This window comes from Paraburkholderia ultramafica, assembly GCF_902859915.1.
Taxonomy (GTDB): domain Bacteria; phylum Pseudomonadota; class Gammaproteobacteria; order Burkholderiales; family Burkholderiaceae; genus Paraburkholderia; species Paraburkholderia ultramafica.
In genome coordinates this window covers 108917-129171 of record NZ_CADIKK010000016.1, presented here as the reverse complement: position 1 = coordinate 129171, position 20255 = coordinate 108917, and the positions used below count along the sequence as shown (strand labels likewise).

Annotated in this window: 15 protein-coding genes and 3 pseudogenes; 10 read left to right on the top strand and 8 right to left on the bottom strand. The window is 60.3% G+C overall.

What is annotated here, in order from left to right:
* Positions 1–48: 48 nt before the first annotated feature.
* Positions 49–1812 (top strand): annotated as a pseudogene (locus HV744_RS18405) (ATP-binding response regulator); the annotation flags it as partial.
* A 429-nt stretch (positions 1813–2241) separates the two neighbouring features.
* Here the strand turns inward: HV744_RS18405 and HV744_RS18400 are convergent.
* Together HV744_RS18400 and HV744_RS18395 are read right to left on the bottom strand one after the other, a co-directional pair.
* Entirely contained in the window at positions 2242–2697 is a 456-nt protein-coding gene (locus HV744_RS18400; protein ID WP_175150882.1) for an META domain-containing protein, read from the bottom strand.
* A gap of 94 nt (positions 2698–2791) precedes the next feature.
* Positions 2792–3220 (bottom strand): annotated as a pseudogene (locus tag HV744_RS18395) (DeoR/GlpR family DNA-binding transcription regulator); the annotation flags it as partial.
* On the opposite strand from HV744_RS18395, the pseudogene HV744_RS18390 reads away from it, so the two are divergent.
* Positions 3219–3446: pseudogene (locus HV744_RS18390) on the top strand (NUDIX hydrolase); the annotation flags it as partial. The pseudogenes HV744_RS18395 and HV744_RS18390 sit on opposite strands and share 2 nt — an antisense overlap.
* Positions 3447–3474: 28 nt before the next feature.
* Here HV744_RS18390 and HV744_RS18385 read toward each other — a convergent pair.
* The 3 genes from HV744_RS18385 to HV744_RS18375 form a co-directional block, all read right to left on the bottom strand.
* Entirely contained in the window at positions 3475–3783 is a 309-nt protein-coding gene (locus HV744_RS18385; RefSeq protein WP_246279099.1) for an SDR family NAD(P)-dependent oxidoreductase, read from the bottom strand.
* Between the two features lie 51 nt (positions 3784–3834).
* Entirely contained in the window at positions 3835–4689 is an 855-nt protein-coding gene (locus HV744_RS18380; protein WP_175150881.1) for an alpha/beta fold hydrolase, read from the bottom strand.
* A gap of 87 nt (positions 4690–4776) precedes the next feature.
* Positions 4777–5190 (bottom strand): alpha/beta hydrolase, encoded by a 414-nt coding sequence (locus HV744_RS18375; protein WP_175150880.1) that lies wholly within the window; start codon positions 5188–5190, stop codon positions 4777–4779.
* 216 nt (positions 5191–5406) lie between these two features.
* Here HV744_RS18375 and HV744_RS18370 point away from each other — a divergent pair, with 216 nt between their 5' ends.
* The 4 genes from HV744_RS18370 (at position 5407) to HV744_RS18355 (ending at position 8182) form a co-directional block, all read left to right on the top strand.
* Positions 5407–6039: a CGNR zinc finger domain-containing protein gene (locus HV744_RS18370; RefSeq protein ID WP_175150879.1), complete on the top strand. Its 633-nt coding sequence runs from the start codon at positions 5407–5409 to the stop codon at positions 6037–6039.
* 51 nt (positions 6040–6090) lie between these two features.
* On the top strand, positions 6091–7005 hold the full coding sequence (locus tag HV744_RS18365; protein ID WP_175150878.1) for a TMEM175 family protein: 915 nt from the start codon (positions 6091–6093) through the stop codon (positions 7003–7005).
* A 17-nt stretch (positions 7006–7022) separates the two neighbouring features.
* A complete protein-coding gene (gene ppnP / locus HV744_RS18360; protein WP_175150877.1) occupies positions 7023–7343 on the top strand; it encodes a pyrimidine/purine nucleoside phosphorylase in 321 nt (106 codons plus the stop codon).
* 638 nt (positions 7344–7981) lie between these two features.
* Positions 7982–8182, top strand: a complete 201-nt coding sequence (locus tag HV744_RS18355) for a DUF3562 domain-containing protein (RefSeq protein ID WP_175150876.1) — start codon at positions 7982–7984, stop codon at positions 8180–8182.
* Positions 8183–8235: 53 nt separating this feature from the next.
* On the opposite strand, the gene HV744_RS18350 is transcribed toward HV744_RS18355, so the two are convergent.
* Positions 8236–10122 (bottom strand): pyruvate kinase, encoded by a 1887-nt coding sequence (locus HV744_RS18350; protein WP_175150875.1) that lies wholly within the window; start codon positions 10120–10122, stop codon positions 8236–8238.
* Positions 10123–11240: 1118 nt separating this feature from the next.
* Between HV744_RS18350 and HV744_RS18345 the strand changes: the two genes are divergently transcribed.
* On the top strand, positions 11241–11492 hold the full coding sequence (locus HV744_RS18345) for a hypothetical protein (protein WP_246279098.1): 252 nt from the start codon (positions 11241–11243) through the stop codon (positions 11490–11492).
* A gap of 303 nt (positions 11493–11795) precedes the next feature.
* Here the strand turns inward: HV744_RS18345 and HV744_RS18340 are convergent, their stop codons facing one another.
* Both HV744_RS18340 and HV744_RS18335 read right to left on the bottom strand, forming a co-directional pair.
* Positions 11796–12992 carry a hypothetical protein gene (locus HV744_RS18340; RefSeq protein WP_217469138.1) on the bottom strand — a complete coding sequence of 399 codons (1197 nt, stop codon included), beginning with the start codon at positions 12990–12992 and terminating at the stop codon, positions 11796–11798.
* An 830-nt stretch (positions 12993–13822) separates the two neighbouring features.
* Positions 13823–14113, bottom strand: coding sequence for a hypothetical protein (locus tag HV744_RS18335; protein ID WP_175150873.1), 291 nt, complete (start codon positions 14111–14113; stop codon positions 13823–13825).
* A gap of 791 nt (positions 14114–14904) precedes the next feature.
* Between HV744_RS18335 and HV744_RS18330 the strand changes: the two genes are divergently transcribed.
* The 3 genes from HV744_RS18330 to HV744_RS18320 all read left to right on the top strand — a co-directional run bounded on the left by HV744_RS18330 (position 14905) and on the right by HV744_RS18320 (position 20024).
* Positions 14905–16824, top strand: coding sequence for an SMP-30/gluconolactonase/LRE family protein (locus HV744_RS18330; protein WP_175150872.1), 1920 nt, complete (start codon positions 14905–14907; stop codon positions 16822–16824).
* A 356-nt stretch (positions 16825–17180) separates the two neighbouring features.
* Complete coding sequence (locus tag HV744_RS18325) at positions 17181–17525, top strand: BON domain-containing protein (protein WP_175150871.1); 345 nt, start codon at positions 17181–17183, stop codon at positions 17523–17525.
* Positions 17526–18095: 570 nt separating this feature from the next.
* Positions 18096–20024, top strand: coding sequence for an NHL repeat-containing protein (locus HV744_RS18320; RefSeq protein WP_175150870.1), 1929 nt, complete (start codon positions 18096–18098; stop codon positions 20022–20024).
* The last annotated feature ends 231 nt before the right edge of the window (positions 20025–20255 follow it).

Genomic DNA, 20255 nt, shown 5'->3' with positions numbered 1-20255 from the left:
ATCGGCACAATCGGACATCCGGTCTACTGGCTGTGGTGGACGTACATCGTCAGCGCGAACCCCATCCGCTCCGATCACCTCTCCTATCTGAGCGCGGCGAGCGCCACCCGCAAAGCGCTGGACGAATACGGCTTCGGCGATCAGAAGGAGCGCGGCAAGGTAAGACTGGTGGTGCTGGAGGATTTCACCTTCAAGGTTGACGAAACCGTCTATCTGTTCACGCTGTTCAATCTGATCAAGAACGCGCTCCATCACATTGCCGCGCATGCTTCGGCGACGCTCACGCTCACGGTCGACCGGCAGACGCTGAGGGTTCATGACACCGGGCCCGGCATTGCGCCCGAGATGCTGCCGCATCTGTTCGAGCCTTTCCGTACCGCGGGGAATTCGGCGGGTACGGGGCTCGGGCTTGCCTATTGCCAACGTGCGTTGCGCGCCTTCGGCGGCACCATCCGCTGCCGCTCCGAAGTCGGCGAATTTACGCAGTTCACGCTGCAGTTTCCGGTCGTTTCGGAGAGCGAAGTCGCGGACCACGAACAGAAAATTTTTGAGCGCGCCACGCCGTTGTTCAGCGGGAAGCGCATTCTCGTCGTCGACGACGATGCGGCTCAGCGGGCGAGAATCCGCCGCGCGTTGTCGAAGCTGGGCGCGCACGTGAGCGAGGCGGCAGACGGTGAGGCGGCACTGACCCAGCTGCGCCAGCCGACGCCATCGGACCTCGTGCTGATGGACGTCAACATGCCGGTTCTGGATGGCTACACGACTACCGAGAGAATCCGCGCCGACCACCAGAATCCGAACTGGAATGTTCTGATCGCCGCCTGTACGGCGGAGCCAGGCAATGTGGCACGCGCGCTTGCCCGGCGAGCCGGCATGGACGACCTCGTCAGCAAATCCAGCAGCATGGTGGATTTGATCCGCGCGCTTCAGACGCTTTTCGAAAACGGCAATCGGTATCACCTGCGCCAGCGCGTCGACGGGTTCACCGGCAAAACGATCCTGGTGGCGGACGACGACACCTACAGCAGACTGGTTGCCAAAACTTATCTGGAGCGATGCGGTGCGAGCGTCATCGAGGCCGAACACGGGCGGGCTGTGCTGGCCCGCCTGCAGGAGGACGTGATCATCGACGCTATCGTGATGGATATGAACATGCCGGGAATGGGCGGCGTGGAAACGACCGTGTCGATTCGCGCTCGCACCGACGCGTACGCCGAAGTGCCGATCATTGCGTTGACCAGTCAAGCCGATATGGACGCCGTGCAGACCTGCGTCGCCGCGGGCATGAACAAGGTCTTGATCAAGCCGGTGCAGGTCGGCTCCCCTTACGCCTGCGTTGCCAGACAGTTCGCCCAGCACCGTGCGCTGAATGCGCGCGGCAACGCAGATCCGTCGCACACGCCCGTTGCGCCAGTGGGCAAGCCTGCGCCGGTCAAGGAAGGACCGCTGCTCGACGAGAAGCATCTCCAGGAACTGGTGGCGCTCGACTTGCTCGACCAGACGTTCCTCAACGGCATCGAGCAGATTCGTTCGACTGTCGCGCAGCTCGCGGCCAGTGTCGCGGCCCGCGACCTCGCTTCGACACGTGGAACCTTGCACGTCCTGCTCGGCATCAGCGGCAATATCGGCGCAAATGCTCTGCATCAGTTCGTCCGGCAGATCTATCCGCGCGTGGTGGAAGGCGAATGGCCCGCGGAGGCCGACTGGCTGGCACGAATCTGCTCGTTGAACGACCGTTCCGCCCCCGCGTTGCAGACGTATTTCGCATCGGTCAAAGCGCATCGCGACGAACCGAACACGCTGAGTGATTGATGCGGTCTTGCCTTCCGTGCCGCACGGACTGGCCTTATCGAGGCGCGATGGGCCGCAGTCCCCGCCCCGGATTCATGATGCTCGTCCGTCCGGCCTGATGTGACGGAATGCGACGAGCAGCGCAAGATCGTAGGTGAGTAACGGCCATAGCGACGACAGGCTGGCAAATGCAATGCCGGTGGCTGCCGTCAGGCCTGCCGCGAAGAGCAGCAGTAGAGGCCGGCTGACTCCGGCGTGAGACCGAGGCGTCCGGTGTCGGCGCCGCGTACGATTTGTGCCAGCCGCTGCGCCCCGGCCAGCCTCATCCCTGCGCCGACAGCAGCGGTGTTGTGCGGAACGGTACGACGTGTTGCCACGTGTATTCCTTGAGGATATCGCGCACGCGTCCGGTCACAGGGCGGTGGTCGCGGCGGGAATCACATAAGGCGCTTACTGACTGGACGCATGAGCCCTGAGAAACGCCACATAGCCATTCTGAGTCTTGAGGATCTTGTCGGCGCACTCGTCATAATCCGAACCTTTCGCGCTGTCCGGCCCATACATACCGCGGCACTGCGCAAAGAGCGTTAGCGTCGCGCCCTCACCTTTCGCATCGCGGCTCGCGGAAAAGGCGGCCTTGCCCGAATCATAGGGCACGTCTGTTTCGATTGCGACCGCATCGGCGCGCGTGACGGGCGTGTCGGAATGCTGCTCGATATAGCGTTTCGTCAGCGCCCAGGCGGCGTCGCAGTTTGCCGGTGTGCAATTGACCGTCGCATTGCGTTGGGCCGCGAGAAGGCTGGTTTCGTTGTGCAGGAATTGCTCCTCTTGCTTCGCCTGCTTTTCAGCTGACGAGCAACCAGTGAGTACAAGCGCAACAAGCGTAAAGACAGCGATCTTTTTCACGAGTAAAACCTCTGTAGCTACGTTCGAGCGCGATTATAGCTGTGCGCCGGAAACGCTCGCCCGAAGAGCTCACGTTCATCGCATGCGTTGGCGCTTACGCACGGACAACGGTCACGCCGGCGGCCTCTAGCGGCTCCGTCAACGCGGCATCAGTCGACCTCTCGACTACTATCGTCTGCGCAAGCGTCACCTCGCCGATTGAATAAGCCGACGCCGCATTGAGCTTTTCCTTTGACGCGAGGACGACAGTCTCGGCCGACCGTGCGGCAAGCGCGCGCTTCACGTAGGCCTCTTCGAGATCGCCGGTGCTGAGCCCCGCTGTCGGATGAACGCCGGTCACGCCCATGAAGTAAATGTCGGCGTGGATATGCGACATCGCCTCGATGGCGGCTGCGCCAACGGTCACGATCGAATGCTTGTATAGCCTGCCGCCGATCACGATCACCTCGATTGACGGATGCTCGACCAGCGCAACGGCAATCGTCGGGCTGTGCGTCACGACCGTCGCCGACAAGGAGCGCGGGTCGGTGACGGAGAAACTCCACTTTTTCATCGCCGAATACGATGCGGCGGCGCGTGTCGGAGGTGGCGGCGGAATTGAAGCCGAGGGAGAGGACATCGAAGTCATCGAACTGGCGCTGGAGGAAGCGTTAGCAGCGATGCGTTGCGGCGAAATTGTCGATGCCAAGACCATCATGCTTTTGCAATTCCTGGCACTGCGCGAATTGACGGAGCAGCCGACACAATGACACCGCAGCTCATCCTCATTGCCGGTCCTTATCGCAGCGGTGCACAGGGAGATCCCGAGCGCGTCGCGCGCTCGTCGGTCATGTCGAACACGTCGATCTGCGGCACTGCGCCCGCGATGTTGAGCAATGCGTCGATCTGCCCGAACGCGGCGAGTGTCTGGTCGACAACTTGCTGCGCGGCGTCGGGGTGAGCGAGGTCGACTTCGATCACGAGAGACCTGGCACTGGCTTTCTCGACGTCGATGGCAACCTGTTCAAGGTTTTCCCGAATGCGGGCGACAAGTACGACCGACGACCAGGCCGAACTTTTCGAGCACGATTGCCCGCATGACTGCACTGCTATGAACGGATGACACGCTTGTCCATGCGGACCAATCGCATACGCGGCTCAGCGATTCAGGAAATCCGCAATGGCCGCCGCAATCTCATCCGCGTGCGTCTCCAGCGCGAAATGGCCGGTATCGAAGAAGCGCACGTCCGCGCCCGGTATGTCGCGCTTGAATGCCTCGGCGCCCGGGGGCAGAAAGAACGGATCATTCTTTCCCCACACAGCGAGAAACCGCGGCTGATGGGTACGGAAATACTGCTGGAACGACGGATACAGCGCGACGTTGCTTCGGTAGTCCCCGAACAGATCGAGCTGAATCTCGTCCGCACCCGGCCGGCTCAGATAGAAGTCGTCGAGCGAGTAGCCGTCCGGCGACACGGCAGCCGTATCGCGAACGCCATGCGTGTACTGCCAGACCGTCGTCTCGTGCGTAAGCATCGCGCGAAGCGCTTCGCGATTGGCGCTAGAGGGCTCTTGCCAATACGCGCGGATCGGATTCCAGCCGTCGCTCAAGCCTTCCTCATAAGCGTTGCCGTTCTGCGAAATCAGCGCCGTGATCCGCTCGGGATGCTTGAGCGCAAGCCGGAAACCCGTCGGCGCACCGTAGTCGAATACGTACACCGCAAAGCGATCGAAACCGATCACTTCAGTAAAACGATCGATCACGCTGGCGATGTTGTCGAACGTATAGGCAAAGCGGTCCCGAGGCGGCATGTCCGACTGTCCGAAGCCGGGCAGATCCGGCGCGACGATATGAGACCGGTCGGCGAGCTTCGGAATCAGATCGCGAAACATATGGCTCGAGCTCGGAAAGCCGTGCAGGAGCAGCAGCTTCGGCGCGCCGGCACGACCGGCTTCGCGATAAAACACCTTGAAACCGTCGACGTCGGCATGGCCATAGGAAATGGACGACATGGTTTTCCTCCACAGATGAACAGGATTAAGCGGCTAACGAAACGCGCCGTGTGACTGATTGCATGAACAACAACACCGTCGGCCTCTTCAACGAGCCGACACCGCTTGCGCCGCTTTGACGATCAGGTTTGTCACGGTGTCCGGGGCCGTAATGATCGGCGAGTGATCGACCTGGCACGCATGCAGTTCGGCGCCCATCCGGCGTGCCATGAAATGTTGAGTGTCGGGGCTGATCATCCGGTCCTGTTCGGCGACGAGGTACCAGCTCGGCCTGTCTCTCCAGAGCGGTCGCCCGACCTTTTCGCCAATGCAGCACGCTGCGATCGGACGCTGAACCGCGGCGAGCAGCGTCAACTCCTGCGGCGTCGCGTGTTGCGCAAACGCGCAAGCGAACGCGTCTTCCGGCAGCCATATGAGGCCATGCGAGTCGGGTGCGAGCCGCGGTGCTTGCGGATGCGCTGCGCCGCGATAGAACACGTCGGCCTCGATCCATCCGCCCATGCGCCATGGACCAGCACCACATTCACGTTGCTCAAAGACATGTCTCGTTCCTTTGAAGAGAAGTAAGCGCTTCCCGCAGTCGGCGCGCATTTGTTGCGACCACGACCTGTAACCGTCTTAGACCTTATATTTAGGTTACTCACTTGGTCTGTAACTTGTCAACCTCATTTTTACTGGTTACACTTTCCTCACCCTGTTTTGCTTTCATGGTGAAAGATGGACTACCGCCAAATTCCCCCGATATTTGTGGCCGACGCGCCCGGCCTGGATTTTCTGAACTCGGTTGCAACGCCGGTGGATGAGGAAGTCGACTGGATCAGCGATGGCGCGGGTCTGCTGGCCTGGCTGGAACAGGCCGGGCTGGTGCCTCGCAACGCACTCGCGGCCGTACGGGCACAGGCCACACCCGCCGAACTCGACGCCGTTGCGGCGCAAGCGCGCTCGCTGCGCGAGTGGTTCAGGGGCTTTGTCCAGAAAAGGAAGGGACGGGCGCTGGTCGCGCGAGACCTGCGTGATCTCGCGCCCCTGAACCAGCTGCTCGAGCGCGACGAGCAATATGGGGAAATCGCCGCGGGCACCGCCGGCAGCGAGACGAGCTTTGAATTTCGCGCAAATCGACGCTGGAAATCGCCGGAGTCGTTGCTGATGCCTATCGCCGAATTGCTGGCGAAGCTGGTGTGCGAGGAAGACTTCACGTATGTGAAAGCGTGTGAAGGTCCGCGGTGCACGTTGATGTTTGCCGATCACACGCGAGGTCATGCGCGCCGATGGTGCAGCATGGCGATCTGCGGCAACCGCGCGAAGGTCGCAGCTCACCGGCAACGGCTCAAGGAACAGAAGAACGGCTAACGCGACGACGGCGCTAAACCGGCTCTTCGTTATGCTGAGCAGGGGGACGCTATGTATGAAGTGAAGCTGACCGCGGAACGGCTGACCGCATTTTCAGACGCGGTCTTCGCCGTGATCGTGACCATCATGGTGCTGGAACTCAAGGCACCAGACCAGCCGGCATTCTCGGACCTGTGGCCTCTGTGGCCCATGGCCGTCAGCTATGCGGTGAGCTACCTGTTCATCGTCATTATCTGGATCAACCATCATCATCTGATGAGGTTCGCAGGTGCTCCGACGCTGGGATTCATATGGATCAACTTCATCCATCTCTTCCTGGTCTCGCTACTGCCCTTCGCCACCACCTGGGTGGCGCGCACACAGCTCGCGTCGGCCCCGGTTGTGTTTTATGCGGGATTGTTCGTGTGCATCGACATTGCCTACAACGTTTTCGAAGGCCGGATATTGTCGAGTGCGGACGCCGGCCAGATTCCCACGCGCATGCGTCGCGCGGCGAGGTCGCGGTCACTTGTCGTCCTTGCAGGCTTCGCACTCGCCGTGCTGGTTGCAATCGTCGCGCCGCGCGTCGCCTTCGGTGTGATATGCGGCTCGCTGATGCTCACCTTCGGCCAGATGTCTCCGCTAAGCGGTCGTGACCGTGCTTCAGCAGCTGCCGCTGTGAAGACTCGACCATCTTCAGCGGCAAATCCGCTCAAGGTCACAAATCGATCACTACGTCGCGAACCGGTCGTGAGCAGCAAACCAGCAGGTTACCTTGCGTTGCCACGACAACTTCCCGCATATAGTATGCGTGCGTTCGCAGGCGCGCCGGCGACCAGCGCCGCTGCACGAAGGGCCGCGATTCGCGCCGCCGGCACCCTGTATGATGCCGGGTTCGCGCCGGATCGAAATCCCGCGCAGGCGGCCCGTGCAGATCGTGCGCCGCCCGCTGCGGCTACACGGCGCCAACTCATTCATTCACGATGACCCAGAGGAAGACCGCCATGACGGCCGCAACGCAATTCGATCAGGTTTCCGTTATCAAACGAGCCAACATCTATTTCGACGGCAAGTGTGTCTCGCACACCGTTCTCTTCGCCGACGGCTCGCGCAGGACGCTCGGCGTGATCCTGCCCGGCGCGCTCAACTTCGGCACCGACGCGCCGGAACTCATGGAAGTACAGGCCGGCCAATGCCGCATCCGCCTGGAAGGCAGTGACGAGTGGAAAACCTATGGCGCGGGCGAGTCGTTCTCGGTGCCCGGCAAGAGCCGCTTCGACATCGACGTGATCGAAACGCTCGACTACGTCTGCAGCTATCTGTAAAGACCGACGGGCGCATGGCGCCCGACGCCGCACGCGACTTCGCGCGTGTGCGGCGGCAAAGACGTCGTCCGGTTGTGCCGCGCGGCCAGTGATGATTTGCGGCTCACGAGCAATCCGCTAGCGTAGCCTCAAGCCGGCGCCACGGCTTGCGCGATCGCGTGGGCCGATTACCCGACGCGGCGTGGCAACTCATCACGCGTCGATCAGCTTCGTATCGACCGCCTGGCTTCGGCATAGCAGCGTCAGCGGCTAAGGTCTTACCCGAAGAGCAATAAGCGACCCCCTCAGGCCATTCAACTTCGCAGAAGGAAAGGGCGCCTTCCAAAGGTGAAGGAGACGTTCGAGTGACGCAGTTGCCGCCAAGGCGCCACAACCGAACGCGGCCGATTACTACCGTTCCCTTCCGGAGGGTCGATAAGCGGCTCTCCGTGCCTTGTGGCAAGGAGAAGTCAGCCGTATGGTAGCTCGGCATTCAGTCCCAGGATGTCCATGTGACGGTGCAGGGGGCGTGGCCGGCCAGCCGATGATCCATTCGCGCCAAAGATTTGATAGTGGGATTCAATTGGCTCAGGCGTCGGGCAACCTGTGTAATTGAATCTGTCCCTGTCAGGTTCATTCACGTTAGCCAGGAGTCCGTTATGGCCACGCCCAATGTCGACGATGAGATGGTCAAGATGATCGCCACCGACACCAATACCCCCGTGGAAACGGTCTCAAGAATGTTCGCAGAGACGTGGGCAGAGTACAGCGAAGGCGCACAAATCATGGACTACCTGTCGGTCCTCGTGGCCCGCCGTGTCCGGGACAATCTACAGAGATGGAAACAGGATTCGCATTGAGGGCTCGCACTCTTCTCACGAGCGACGGCACGCGACCCGTGCCGGGCATACGACTACGCATCCGGCGCACGCTGATTGCCGCGGCTGGCCACCTGCAACTTGCGCAGGCGGGCGGTTTTTTTGTAATGGTGCTCTTCAATCCGCTCCAGCACACCCGCAAGGAATCCAAGTGTTTCAAGAATGTAAGGTCCTTTGTTCAGCATCACACATTCGGCACGGCTACCCATCGCCGCATCGCTGACCTCCGCGCGTGAAGGCATCCCTCCCTTGGCCAGCGATTCGAGCACCTGCGTGGCCCATATGACGGGCACATGCGCCGCTTCGCACAGCCAGAGGATCTCTTCCTGCACTTCGGACAGCCGCTCGAAGCCCACTTCCACGCCAAGATCGCCCCGGGCAATCATTACGGCAATGGGAGGATGTCGCATCGCGCTCAGCAAGAGGTCCGGCAGCCGGGTGAACGCGGTCTTCGTTTCGATCTTGAGCACGATGCCGAGCTGTACTGCGTTGAGCTTCCCAATCTCGTGCAGCAGGTCGTCGATGTCTCCCGGCTGCTGTACGAACGACATCGCCACCGCGTCTGCGTGGTTCGCGACGAACGCCAGGTCTTCGATGTCCTTGACCGTCAAGGCTGGCAGTGCGAGCTCCGATTCCGGCAGGTTGATGCCCTTCTCGGACCTGAGCTTCGCCCTTTCTCCGGCCGCCCCGGTAATATCGACCCGTAGCCGGTCTTCGGCGACGCCACAGATCACACCCCGGATCTTGCCATCGTCAAACAGGATCGGTTCGCCGATGCGCACGCCGCTGAACACTTCGTCAAGCGCACACGAGATAAATGCCGGTTCGGCGATCCGCCCGTCGTCGTCGTAGATTGCATCGCGACCGGGTGCCTCGCCGTGCACGACCTCCAGGGTATCGCCCACCTGCAGCGCGATCCACTGATCAACCGTCGTCAGCGCGCCCACTTCGCCCTGCGCGATCGACGATTGCTCTCGCCGCAATGTAAGTCTCGTTCCGGGCACTACATATGCCGGTCTGTCGGTTTCGCACAGACACTCGCCTGGACGAACTTCAGTGACGCGAAGCACTCGCTTGCGATTGCGCGCATCAACGAACGCCAAGGTATCACCGGGTTGAGCGTTGTCGAGGAGCGCAGCGTCGACGGGGATCGCATCGTCCGCATCGGGTTGACTGCCGTCCGCCACCAGTCGCACACGCGCGGGTTCGGTCACCTGTCCCACTGGATTGCGGGTCGGCCGCAACTTGACGACGGCCGGTCCCGGTGCAATCGGACCGGTGCGGAGCTTCGGACCGGCGAGGTCAAACGAAACCAGGCAACGCTTGTCCAGGTCGCGCTCCGCGTGGCGAAGATGCCTGACCATCCGCTCCCAGGTCGTTGGCGAATCGTGCGCGCAATTGATGCGCATGATTCCCATGCCGGCTTCGACCAGACTTCGAATCAGATCCGGGTCGTCGGCTGCCTCACCGGGCATCGTCACCATGATCCGGGTCTGGCGCCCTTGCGGCGCCGTTCCCAGGATCGCATTTGTGTGCTCGGCGAGCAACGCTGGGCCGGTATCGAACGTGATCGGCGGATCCTCGACGACTTCGACGGGAACCGGTTCGCCCAGCAGCGTGTGGAGTACCCGCAGCACTGCCTGAAGCGAGGCCATGACGTGCGCCTCCATGCGTCCCAGGGAACTGAGTCCAAGGCGCGCCAGCTCGTCCTGCAGGGCTCGCACGTCATGGCGCCGTACCGCGAGATAGTGAACGAGATTGATGGCACTCTCGCGCATCGAGGTCGCCGTCGACTGGAACTCGGCGCTAAACTCCTGCTCTGCTGCGAGGGCAGCGCGGCGCAACTCCTCGACGCCGTGTTTCGCCTGGGCGAGCCGAACCGCCCAGGCAATCTCACTTTCTGTTCTGCGCCTGGCGCTCATCGTAGGCACCTCCAGCGTTCATTGGCCTCACCTTGCCGCAGCGTCATCAAGCAACGCCCGCGCCTGTCCGACCCACGCTTCGCGCATGACGCACCCGCGTGCGTTGAGCTTGAGATCCAGCCAGGCTTCTTCCGGCTGCAGGGCCGCAAGCTGTGCATAGCGGCGGAAGCTTTGCGCAGTTCGGTCGAGAGATACGCACGAACTGGTCGTATTGATCGGCGAAGGCGCTGGATCTATCAACGTCGGCTGCAGTGCGAGTTGCCATGCTGGACGCGTCTTTGCGCACAACGCCGATTCGGCACTTGCGTGAGAAATACCGGCACCATCCAAGGGATCGGGAGTGCAATTCCGACGCTGTGACGAGTGCTCGTACTGACATTCACGGTAGTCAGGGAGCGTGACAGTCGCGTGACTTCGCCTTCATACGTGACCTGGAACACAAGACTGTCGCTGTTGTGTGGCACCGATGCCCGATGCACAAATGAGCCCGTGCCTCGTCAGGGAGCCCGTCAAAAGCTGGTCAGGTCATGACCGCACATCTGAGTAGCAGGCAGCTACTTTGCAGAATTGTGACCGTTAATTGATCTGACATTTTTGCCACGGTCGCATATTGCGACGCAGCAAAACGTGTAGACTGGAAAGCGAAGCGCAGGCCCTCTGGCGCGCGTAGTTCAGATATGACGGGAGAATGTGACATGACGACTTCTCAGTCTTCACACACTCCAGCCGCCCCTGTATTGCATGTCTTCGAGCAAGCCGGCGGCTGGCATTGGGGCATCACCGTGCCGCGAGTGATGGGATCCGGATTTAAAGTGATTGCGTTCAGTGAGAGAGCGTTCCCGGTTGAAGATGCCGCCCGCACGGACGGGCGGCAAGCCCTAGGCAGCCTTGCAGACCGCGGCGCACGCGACCGATGCCGAGTCGGTTGAATCTCCGACGGGAACAACAAGGCTTAGCCCGCGCCAGGCCCAGGCCGTCGATGGTCCGCTCGTGCCCGGACTGCGAGGGTGGTGACTCGCGGCACCCACCGTGGGTAAAAGGCTTTTGCAAGGTCGCTGTGCGAAAATCGTAGTCCACCCCTATCGGTCAGAAAAGTGATAGCCATGGACGAGCCCCATATGAAACTTACGCCCCCTCTCCTTTCCGCCGATTCGACACTATGGTTTTCGGCCTACGGCTTCGGCTGGGGATACTGCGCCTTTGCGCTCGATGCTGAAACGGTTTGTGAAAAACTCGGCGCTGCGAACGAAACCCCGAAACAATTGATGCTTGCCTTCGAACTTGGCAAGCGCCGCCTTTTGCAGGCTATCGAGCCGAAAACGTTGCCTGGCACTGGCGAGCGGGTAACGCTTTCGGCCGCTGATCTCTGACGACGAATTGACGTGCCGCTGTATCACGGTATTGCGACACCGTGTGCGCAATGGGCGACTGCGAACGTCCGCTGCGGCATGCTGAACTGACGTTTGACTGTCCGTCCAAATACGCAGGTGAAAGGCTGGAAGTGGCGCGCGCCGTGTAAAGGCGGCGCTTTTCCCAGTGGGTGTAAGCCCCACCCGGCAACCGCTCCAGCCGGAAGCAACCGATAGCAGTCGCTCAACCAACCTGCTGCACTCTGTCCGCAGGCCGCAAACGCCAGGGCTTTTGCGGCCTGCGGCACCCACCAATCCAACTCTCTAAGGCTGCGGGACGGCGGTTCGATTCGCCGGTACGATCTGCGGCTGAAAAGAAAAGACTTCACGGGTGCGGTCGTCGACGAACACTTTTAACCAGTGGACATCGTTGTCGCCGTTCGCCTGGTTATCGCCAAAGGTTTCGACGCGGATGAAATTCTCGAGCCGCCTGCCTTGCGCGTCAAGGAAAGGTCGATCAATGCGGAAATAGTGGGAATCGCCATGGACATAAGCAACGGGTTTCCTGAAGGCGATGACCTCATCACGCAGTGCAAGCAGGAAGTCCTTGAATCCGTCAGGAGTCGGGCCGGGATACGCGGGGTCCGAACTGGGCAGCATGTCGTTTTCGACCAGCGTTTTTGGATCGCGAGTCGGCGCGCGTGTAGCATCGGAATTGTCCCAGCCAGGATCGGCTTGTGAAATGAACATGACGGCCGACGCGTTGTGCTCTATCGCCGCCCGGAACGTCTGCTGCATCCAGAGGATATCGGCATGGTTGCGCGCCGCAAATTCCGCCTGGTCGGGTTTCGTATCGCAAAGGTTGTTGCACGACCCCTGGATATTGAGAGTCGCATATACGACACCATTCACCGTCCAGCGGCGATTCTCGACACAACTTACGAGGTGACTGTCATTGTCCAGGCAAAGCCGGTCCATCTGTACCTCCTGAAGGATCGGACGCTGCCCCATTGAATAGGGGGTGCTGAAGAAGACCTGGCGCTCGTGGTCGAGCCGTTCCCTGGACGAAAACCCGCCGTTCGACACACGGTCGCAGTCGGTCCAGTCGTTATCACCGGTAGTAAACATCGCCGCCGATTTCAACGCGTTGAAGTACCCGAGCGCCTGCACGTAGAGAGCGTCGCTGCAAGTCGTAGGCGTTGCCGATCCGGGCGTGCCGTTGCCAGCCTTGAGATCCCCATCATGGACCGTGAACGCGAGTTTCTGCGCGTTCATGTCGGCTATCAGATTCGGTACGCCGACCTGTGCTTGCGTGTCGGAGTACGGCAAATCGCCCCAGAGCCCGATCGCGTACGCTCGACTTTCGCTATTTCCATCATCATTTTTGGCGAACGAATCAGCGGTAGGCCAAATCACCGAGGCGACCGCTACCACTACGCAGGCGATGTTCCTTAACGATCGCCGCCATTTCGCGTTCAATTCAGTGCGCAAGCCAGACAAGGTACACGGATCTTTTGTCATCTTTAGCTCCTTTGTTCACGGCGCGAATTGCGCGTCCTGAAGTGAAGGCGCTGCATATGACAGCTGAGTGTCATCTGTCGCAATTCGTCTTTGGATGCCATGCACTGTCAGCAAACACAATCCAACGATGCCAATGTGAACGAGACCGTGCTTCGGTCCACGCGTCAGGTGCTTTGATCGCTGCATACGCTAGCTGCGTCTGCAAATGAGTGCCTCGGCGGCCGATGTGGCAACGGACTGTTGCCGACCACTACGGACTTTCAACCCCGACATTGTTCAGCAGCAACTTCCTATCAGCAGCCGTTGCCACTAGCACGGCGGTCAACGAAGGTACGGCACTTGATCGGTGCCTCGTTGCTGGCCTGGTGGCTACTGCACGAGCCGGTCGGTGTGGTGCAGGCTCTGGGCGGTCTGATCGTCATCGCCGGCATTCTGGTGGCGCGCAACGGGTGATCCACGTGCATGAAGGTGCAGATGGATGCCGTTCTTGAACGTGAAAGCCATCGCAGGGCATTGAAACACTCCCGTAATTCGCCATTCCTAAGTGACGCATTTTGTTCGATCGGCGCCAAAAAATGCGCATTCATCGTGGCGATCCGGTGTTCCGGCCGCGTGCTGGGTGGATCCGACGTCTGAACGTCCGAGCTGCGGTGCGTGCGAATGACGCTTCGTGGCCACATCCGGAAGTTCGCCGTCCGCCAAGGTCGACCAAGCCCCGACGGTGCGGCGAACTACCTTTGTCGGTGGGCGTGAGGAGTGGACGGTGAGGCCCGGTTGCGTGCGTCCCAATCCGCCCGCTGAACTCACGCGCTGCCAGTCGAATGGCAAAGTTACTTCAGGTGAATGAGGACTGATCCCTCCGATATCTCCGGCGCGCCCACGCCCGTGCTTGCGGCGTTTTTCGCGATCCAGTCCTTCGCCTTTTGCACGCTTTGATCAATGCCTGCCTTGTCCTGGCAAACAGTCACCGAGAATCCGCCATCGCCGCTGCGTGCGAGGGTGTAACCGACAAAGCCTTTGATCGAACGCATCAGTTCTTCGACCTCAGCCGTGCGCTTCTCCAGCAGATCGAACAACTCCTTTGCGCCCTTTCCGGAAAATCTCCTTATAACAGTTTGCATGATTGCATCCTCCTGTTTGATGGACCAGCGAGACGAGCATGCCGCACGAACAATGTGTGCAGCGTGGAACTGCTCTTTCCGACAGCGTGTCGTGCGTGGAAGTAATTGAGAAGGCCGCGCACCCGATTTCCGCGACCCATACCAAGTGTAGTCACTGTGCCTTCGTAGTAAACCCGGGAAGCGGTGCAAAAATCCTGGTGCCTTCAGCCAACGTCCGGATCTGGCCGGCCCGAGCCCGGAAGTTCGGCAGCCGGCCGAGTCCGGTCAGACGCCCCTCGGCCGCGAACTTCGATAGTCGGCCCTTACCGCACCTTCGCCTCGCGAGAAATCACCCGCTCGCGGGCTACGCTTGCCACCCCGGACCGCCAGTTGGCAGGTGCGCTCATCCACCTCGCGGACCGGCTGAAAGCGCTGCTCCGGCTGGCGTCTAGCGCGTTTGCCTGTACTGGAAACGCGAACAGCTCAACCTTTTCCGCACCTCGCCGATATACCGCCTGAACGCAGCGTTGAGTTGGACAGACGCGACACTTGCTGGAGCGGCCAGTGGACAAGGACAGTTTCCTGCGAAACGCCGCTTGCCGAACGGGCGAGCGGCGCCGGGCACGCTTCGAAGACGACCCTTCCCGATCGAAGAATCTTCCAGCCCATGGCGCGCGGGCCAGCACGACAAGGAAGGCAGCCACAGGAACCATCAGCCGGTGGTCCCCATGTAAAGCCCATCAGGTTGTCAACGCTGCGAGCATGGGCAAAACCGCAATCCCCAATTCAGGTGCCTCAGGAGGGCACGCTTCATGATCACGAAACGAATCTATGTCACGTTCCTCGCCACACTGCTGATCGCTACGCTTGCGCCGGAGTGCCAGGGACAGTACACCACCGACTGGGTGGCGAACACATTTGGGACCAACGCTACCCGCGTGGGTAGCGTCGCGCGCTCCATGTGGATAGCGCCCGAGGGGGTCATCTACACGGCTTCCATGTGGGACGAAAACGAAGGTGGTGTCGCGATATACCAGAACGGCCAAAGCCTGGGGTCCATAGGAGGTCACGGCGAGTTTCAGGGCAGCGCCATTACGGGTAATGCAACTTCGATCTTCGCCGCTCTGCAATTTAATACCACTTACGGCAGCGGCGCGGTGGGGCGGTACAACCGAACCACTCAAACCCGCGACTTTCTCATCCCGGTCAGCGCGACAACGACAGAACGGCGGGCTGATGTAATCACGGGACTCGCAACGTCTGGCTCGCTCCTTTATGCGAGCGACTTTCCTGGAAATCGCGTCCGCGTCTACACCACCGACGGCGTCTGGCGGCAGGATATCGCCGTCTCAGGTCCTGGCGCGCTCGCGGTGGACAGTGCAGGAAACATCTGGATTGCGCAGCGGAGTGCGGGCGCGATCCTCGAATTCAATCCGGCCGGCGTGCTCGTGAACACCATCCAGATGCCCGTCGCCTCCCGACCGTCCTCGCTGTATTTCGATTCGTCGACCGGGTGTCTCGTGATCGGTGACGAGGGCCCCGACATGAACATCAAGATCTATAACATTTTGGGCATTCCATTTCTGGTCAGTACATTTGGCATTCAGGGGGGATATCTCGATACGACAACGGGAATCAAAGGCCAGGTCGGCGATAAACGTTTTACCCGCGTCACCGGCATCGGCAAGGACGCCGCCGGCAACCTGTACGTGCTCAACAACCCGTGGGGCGGAAGCTGGGACCTGGGCCGCGACGGCGGCACCGACATTCATTCCTACGACAGTTTTGGCCACCTGCAATGGAAGCTTCAGTCTCTCAACTTCGAGGGGGGCGCCGCTCCGGACCCGGGTACTGACAGCACGTACTTCTATGGAGGCACCAACATCTACACCGGCACCGCGGGAGGAACCTTCGTAGCGAACACCGTCGATCCGATCGACTATCCATCCGATCCGCGCATCAACATCAACGATCGCTCACGGGATGAGCACTTTGGTCAACTTGCCACCGTCGGCGCCAACCGGATCCTCGTGGCGTCGGGCCAGAATCCCGATACCTTCTACTTTTTCCACTTCAATGCTGCGAATGGCTACATCGCAATACCGGACGCCACGCTGCCAGGTACGGCGTTCAATACGACCGCGCCGGTCAGGGACGGATTCTGCCTCGACAGCAAAGGGGAAGTCTGGGCCGGTTTGGACAAGACGAATGCCATCTGGCACTATCCGCTGACCGGCTTCGATGCCAACGGTCAGCCGAGTTGGGGAGCAGGAATTGCAACGCCCATTCCGGGCACGATCACGCCATTGACGCGGATCATCTACCTGCCGGAAAGCGACACGATGATCCTTGCACAGGGCGTTGTCGGGAGCACGGACTGGACCTCGATCGGAACGCGGATTGAGGTGTATCACGGCTGGCTCGCAGGCAACACGACCGTTCCCAATCCGGTGATCAACCTCACCAGCGCCAATCCCAAGTCGATCACGGCGGCCGGCAACTATCTCTTCGTCGGATACGTACACACCGTGCCCAACATCGATGCTTTCAATCTGACCACAGGCAGCCTGGACAGCACGTTGATCAACAGCAACCCCAACACCGTGTACGTCGGCAATGACGTGGATTCGATGTACGGCCTTAGATCGTACCGTCGGTCGACCGGGGAGTATGTGATCACGAAGGACAACTACAACGGGACCAGCGTCGTCATTTATCGCTGGACACCCTGATCAACAGTGCTCGTCGCGGCTACGCCCCGGCGAGCACATCACGTCATGTCGACTGATTGACGTTGTTTCTTTCCGCAGGCAGCGTTCGACCGGAAAATCCGGCGCGGCCTTCCGGAGCGCTAGCCGCTTACCAAAGGATGATTGTTGACGATCCAGGTCGTACTTTCCAACGTCCGGCCTCGGCCGAACTGAGCCAAACACTCGCCTCGCAGCATGAACAGACATGGCCGAGCCGGCTCGGTCGCAAGTCCGCCAACCTGCACTATCATGGTGGACTCAAGGAGGGCGCACATGTGTACCTGCGAAGCCAACCCGAATGACGCCCGCTGCTCACGAATCAGGATGTCATAACCGACATGCGAGATGCGCCACACATTAAAAGCCAATTGCTGATCGTCGCGGCATTCGCGCTCCCCGCGTTCGTGTTCATCAACGGCTGCAAGTCGACAGCGACGCAGGCCGTGACCGCGCCGGGGAAGATCGCCACTGACGACGCTGCGCTCGCCGCCAGGGTGAAGCAGGCGCTCGTCGCAGACCCGGGGCTGAGATCGTTGCCGATCAGCGTCGCGACGTATCGAGGCGTCGTGCAGTTGTCAGGATACGTGGATTCAGAGGTACAGATTCAGAAAGCGCTTGCCGTGACGCGCGGCGTGCCGGGGGTGCAATCCGTGAGCAACGATCTGCACCTCAGGCCGCAATAACGCGCGCTCGCCGGAAAGCAGATGACGAACGAATAACGCAGGAGAGTGCGCCAAAGCGGGGACTGCCTCACCATTGACAGGATCCAGGCGCGAGACAGCGATGCCTGTGATGCGCGCGATCAGCGGTTCCGCCAACGGAGTAGTGCATCTGCGCTTTGACGGCCATTCCCCTTCGTTCTATCACGTTCGCCGGTTTCGGGGCCGACCGTGATCGACCCACTTCGGCCCTTCAGACCAGCCGATCTCAACGTCAGCTTCAAGGCGGAACGGTCGTTCGTTGATCCGCATGACCAGGTGCGGCAGAGCCCGCTAATGTGACAGCGCCACAAAAATGTCATTGTGCGCTATCGCACACTTCTGCCTGGTTTCATCTTCGGGTTTCACGCCCAGAGCACTACTTTTCAGAAGCACGTCGATCGACTGAAAAAGCCGTCATGGAACGTGCCGGCCTGTACGTCCCGCCGATTTCATTGCGCCGGACCGCATCCCACACTTCCGGCCGCTTCAGTGATAAATCAATTCGACATCCTGATGGAATGTGTTGCGCATGTTGCAAATTGGGAGTAAGTCATGAAACGAATCTACACCGCATTCCTTGCAGCAGTGCTGAGCGGGACGATTGCGCCAGAATGTCAGGGGCAGTACACGACTGACTGGATAGCGAATACGTTTGGGACTAACGCCACTCACGTAGGTAACGCCGCGCGTTCGATGTGGGTCGCGCCAGAAGGCACCATCTACACCGCCTCGATGTGGGATGAGAACGAGGGCGGCATCGCGATATACAAGAACGGTGTGAATGCTGGATCCATCGGCGCGCACGGCGAGCCGCAGGGCTCGGCGATTACCGGCAATGCGACGTACCTGTGGGCCCCCCGCCAGTTCGGCCGTGTCAACGGCGTCTTCGCGAACGGGATGGTCTTCCGCTACATCCGCGCGACCGGTGCGAACGACCAGCAGATTCAGGTCAGCGCCGACACCACCGAGCGCCGCGCGGACGTCATTACCGGCATCGCGACGTGGGGCCAATACTTGGCCGCATCAGATCATCCAGGCAACCGCGTCCGCGTCTACAAAACCGACGGCACATGGATTCTTGACATCGCCGTGACTGATCCAGGCGCAATTGCCTTCGACCGCAACGGCAACCTGATCATCGCGCAGGAGACTGAAGGCGCGCTCCAGCGCTTCAATCTCGCCGGCCAGTCTCTCGGCACAGTCACCCTCGCCGCAGGCGTCCAGCCCGACGCCCTCTACTTCGACCCAACTAGCCAGTACCTCTGGATTGGCGACGCCGGGCCAGACCAACAGGTCAAGATCTACGACACGCGCACTTACACGCAGGTCTCAACCTTCGGCATCAAGGGCGGGTACCTCGACACAAGCACTGGAACTAAAGGCCAGGTAGGCAGCCTGCGCTTCGCTCGAATCGATGGCATTGGGCGAGACTCTGCGGGCAACACCTATATCCTCTCCCAGCCTTGGGGCGGCAGTTGGGACCACGGACGAACAGGAGGCACGGACATCTACGCGTACGACTCGACTCGAGCACTCAAGTACAGATTACAGGCACTCAATTTTGAAGCCATTGGAGCGCCTGATCCTGCAACAGATGCTACAGTTTTCTACAGTGGAACCAACATCTATAGTGGTACAGGCGGATCAAACTGGACCTTTGTCGCGAACACTGTCGATCCCTTCGCCTACCCCACCGACCTTCGACTAAGCACAACGTACGCCGGTCGTGGCTTGCACTTCGGTATGGTCGCAAATGTGGGCGGGAACCGCATATTGGCATCGACAGACCAGAACCCGGATAACTTTGCAATTGAGCATTTCAACCCTTCGGTATCGGGGTATATTGCGATCCCGGATGGCTGGGTGACCAGTGTGCTGGGCATGGCTTCCACGCACATTCGCAAGGGGTTTGCGCTCGACTCGCAGGGCGGTGTGTGGGCAAGTCTGGACAGAAACACCTGCTCTACCACGATCTGTTACTGGCCCCTTACGGGGTTCGCTGCGGACGGCACACCTCAATGGGGTGCGGTGCAATCATGGCCCATCCCCACTTCGATTGGTGCTCTAGGCCGCATCATCTATCTGCCCGAATCCGACACACTCATCCTGGCTAACATCGCAGGCACAGACTGGACGTCGATCGGTACTCGCGTGGAGGTCTACCACGGCTGGAAGGCGGGGAATCAGACCAACCCTCTAGTTATCAATCTCACGAGCACGAACCCGAAGTCGATGACCGCAGCCGGCAACTACCTCTTTGTTGGCTACGTCCACACCGTGCCGAACATCGATGCCTTCAACCTGACGACGGGCAGCTTGGACAACACGTTCATCAACAGCAACCCCAGCAACGTGTATGTCGGCAATGACGTGGATTCGATGTACGGGCTGAGATCGGTGCTGCGTTCGAACGGTGAGTATGTTGTGACCAAGGACGACTACAACGGCACCAGCATCGTTGTTTATCGCTGGACTCCCTGATCACCCGTCCCCGTCGCGCCTACTCCCCCGGCCACAGACTGCCTCAGACTAGCAATCTGGCAAACCGAAGCGCGCAGACAACGGCGCGCTGCCAATGGATCGTTGACCGATGAACGGTGAAACTCGCAGTGGAATCGCGTCCGTCACATGTCAGGTTGCAAGCGGACCGTCGCTACATTTGTTCGAGCGGCAGAAACTGGCCGACCCCGGTCCGATGTGGAATCGCAGACC

Excerpts from the sequence above, each read along its gene's own strand:
- HV744_RS18330 (WP_175150872.1), top strand. The coding sequence starts at position 14,905 with ATGATCACGAAACGAATCTATGTCACGTTCCTCGCCACACTGCTGATC.
- HV744_RS18320 (WP_175150870.1), top strand. The coding sequence starts at position 18,096 with ATGAAACGAATCTACACCGCATTCCTTGCAGCAGTGCTGAGCGGGACG.
- ppnP (WP_175150877.1), top strand. The coding sequence starts at position 7,023 with ATGACGGCCGCAACGCAATTCGATCAGGTTTCCGTTATCAAACGAGCC.
- HV744_RS18350 (WP_175150875.1), bottom strand. The coding sequence starts at position 10,122 with ATGAGCGCCAGGCGCAGAACAGAAAGTGAGATTGCCTGGGCGGTTCGG.
- HV744_RS18375 (WP_175150880.1), bottom strand. The coding sequence starts at position 5,190 with ATGGGCGGATGGATCGAGGCCGACGTGTTCTATCGCGGCGCAGCGCAT.
- HV744_RS18345 (WP_246279098.1), top strand. The coding sequence starts at position 11,241 with ATGAAACTTACGCCCCCTCTCCTTTCCGCCGATTCGACACTATGGTTT.
- HV744_RS18370 (WP_175150879.1), top strand. The coding sequence starts at position 5,407 with ATGGACTACCGCCAAATTCCCCCGATATTTGTGGCCGACGCGCCCGGC.
- HV744_RS18335 (WP_175150873.1), bottom strand. The coding sequence starts at position 14,113 with ATGCAAACTGTTATAAGGAGATTTTCCGGAAAGGGCGCAAAGGAGTTG.
- HV744_RS18355 (WP_175150876.1), top strand. The coding sequence starts at position 7,982 with ATGGCCACGCCCAATGTCGACGATGAGATGGTCAAGATGATCGCCACC.
- HV744_RS18380 (WP_175150881.1), bottom strand. The coding sequence starts at position 4,689 with ATGTCGTCCATTTCCTATGGCCATGCCGACGTCGACGGTTTCAAGGTG.
- HV744_RS18340 (WP_217469138.1), bottom strand. The coding sequence starts at position 12,992 with ATGACAAAAGATCCGTGTACCTTGTCTGGCTTGCGCACTGAATTGAAC.
- HV744_RS18365 (WP_175150878.1), top strand. The coding sequence starts at position 6,091 with ATGTATGAAGTGAAGCTGACCGCGGAACGGCTGACCGCATTTTCAGAC.
- HV744_RS18325 (WP_175150871.1), top strand. The coding sequence starts at position 17,181 with ATGCGAGATGCGCCACACATTAAAAGCCAATTGCTGATCGTCGCGGCA.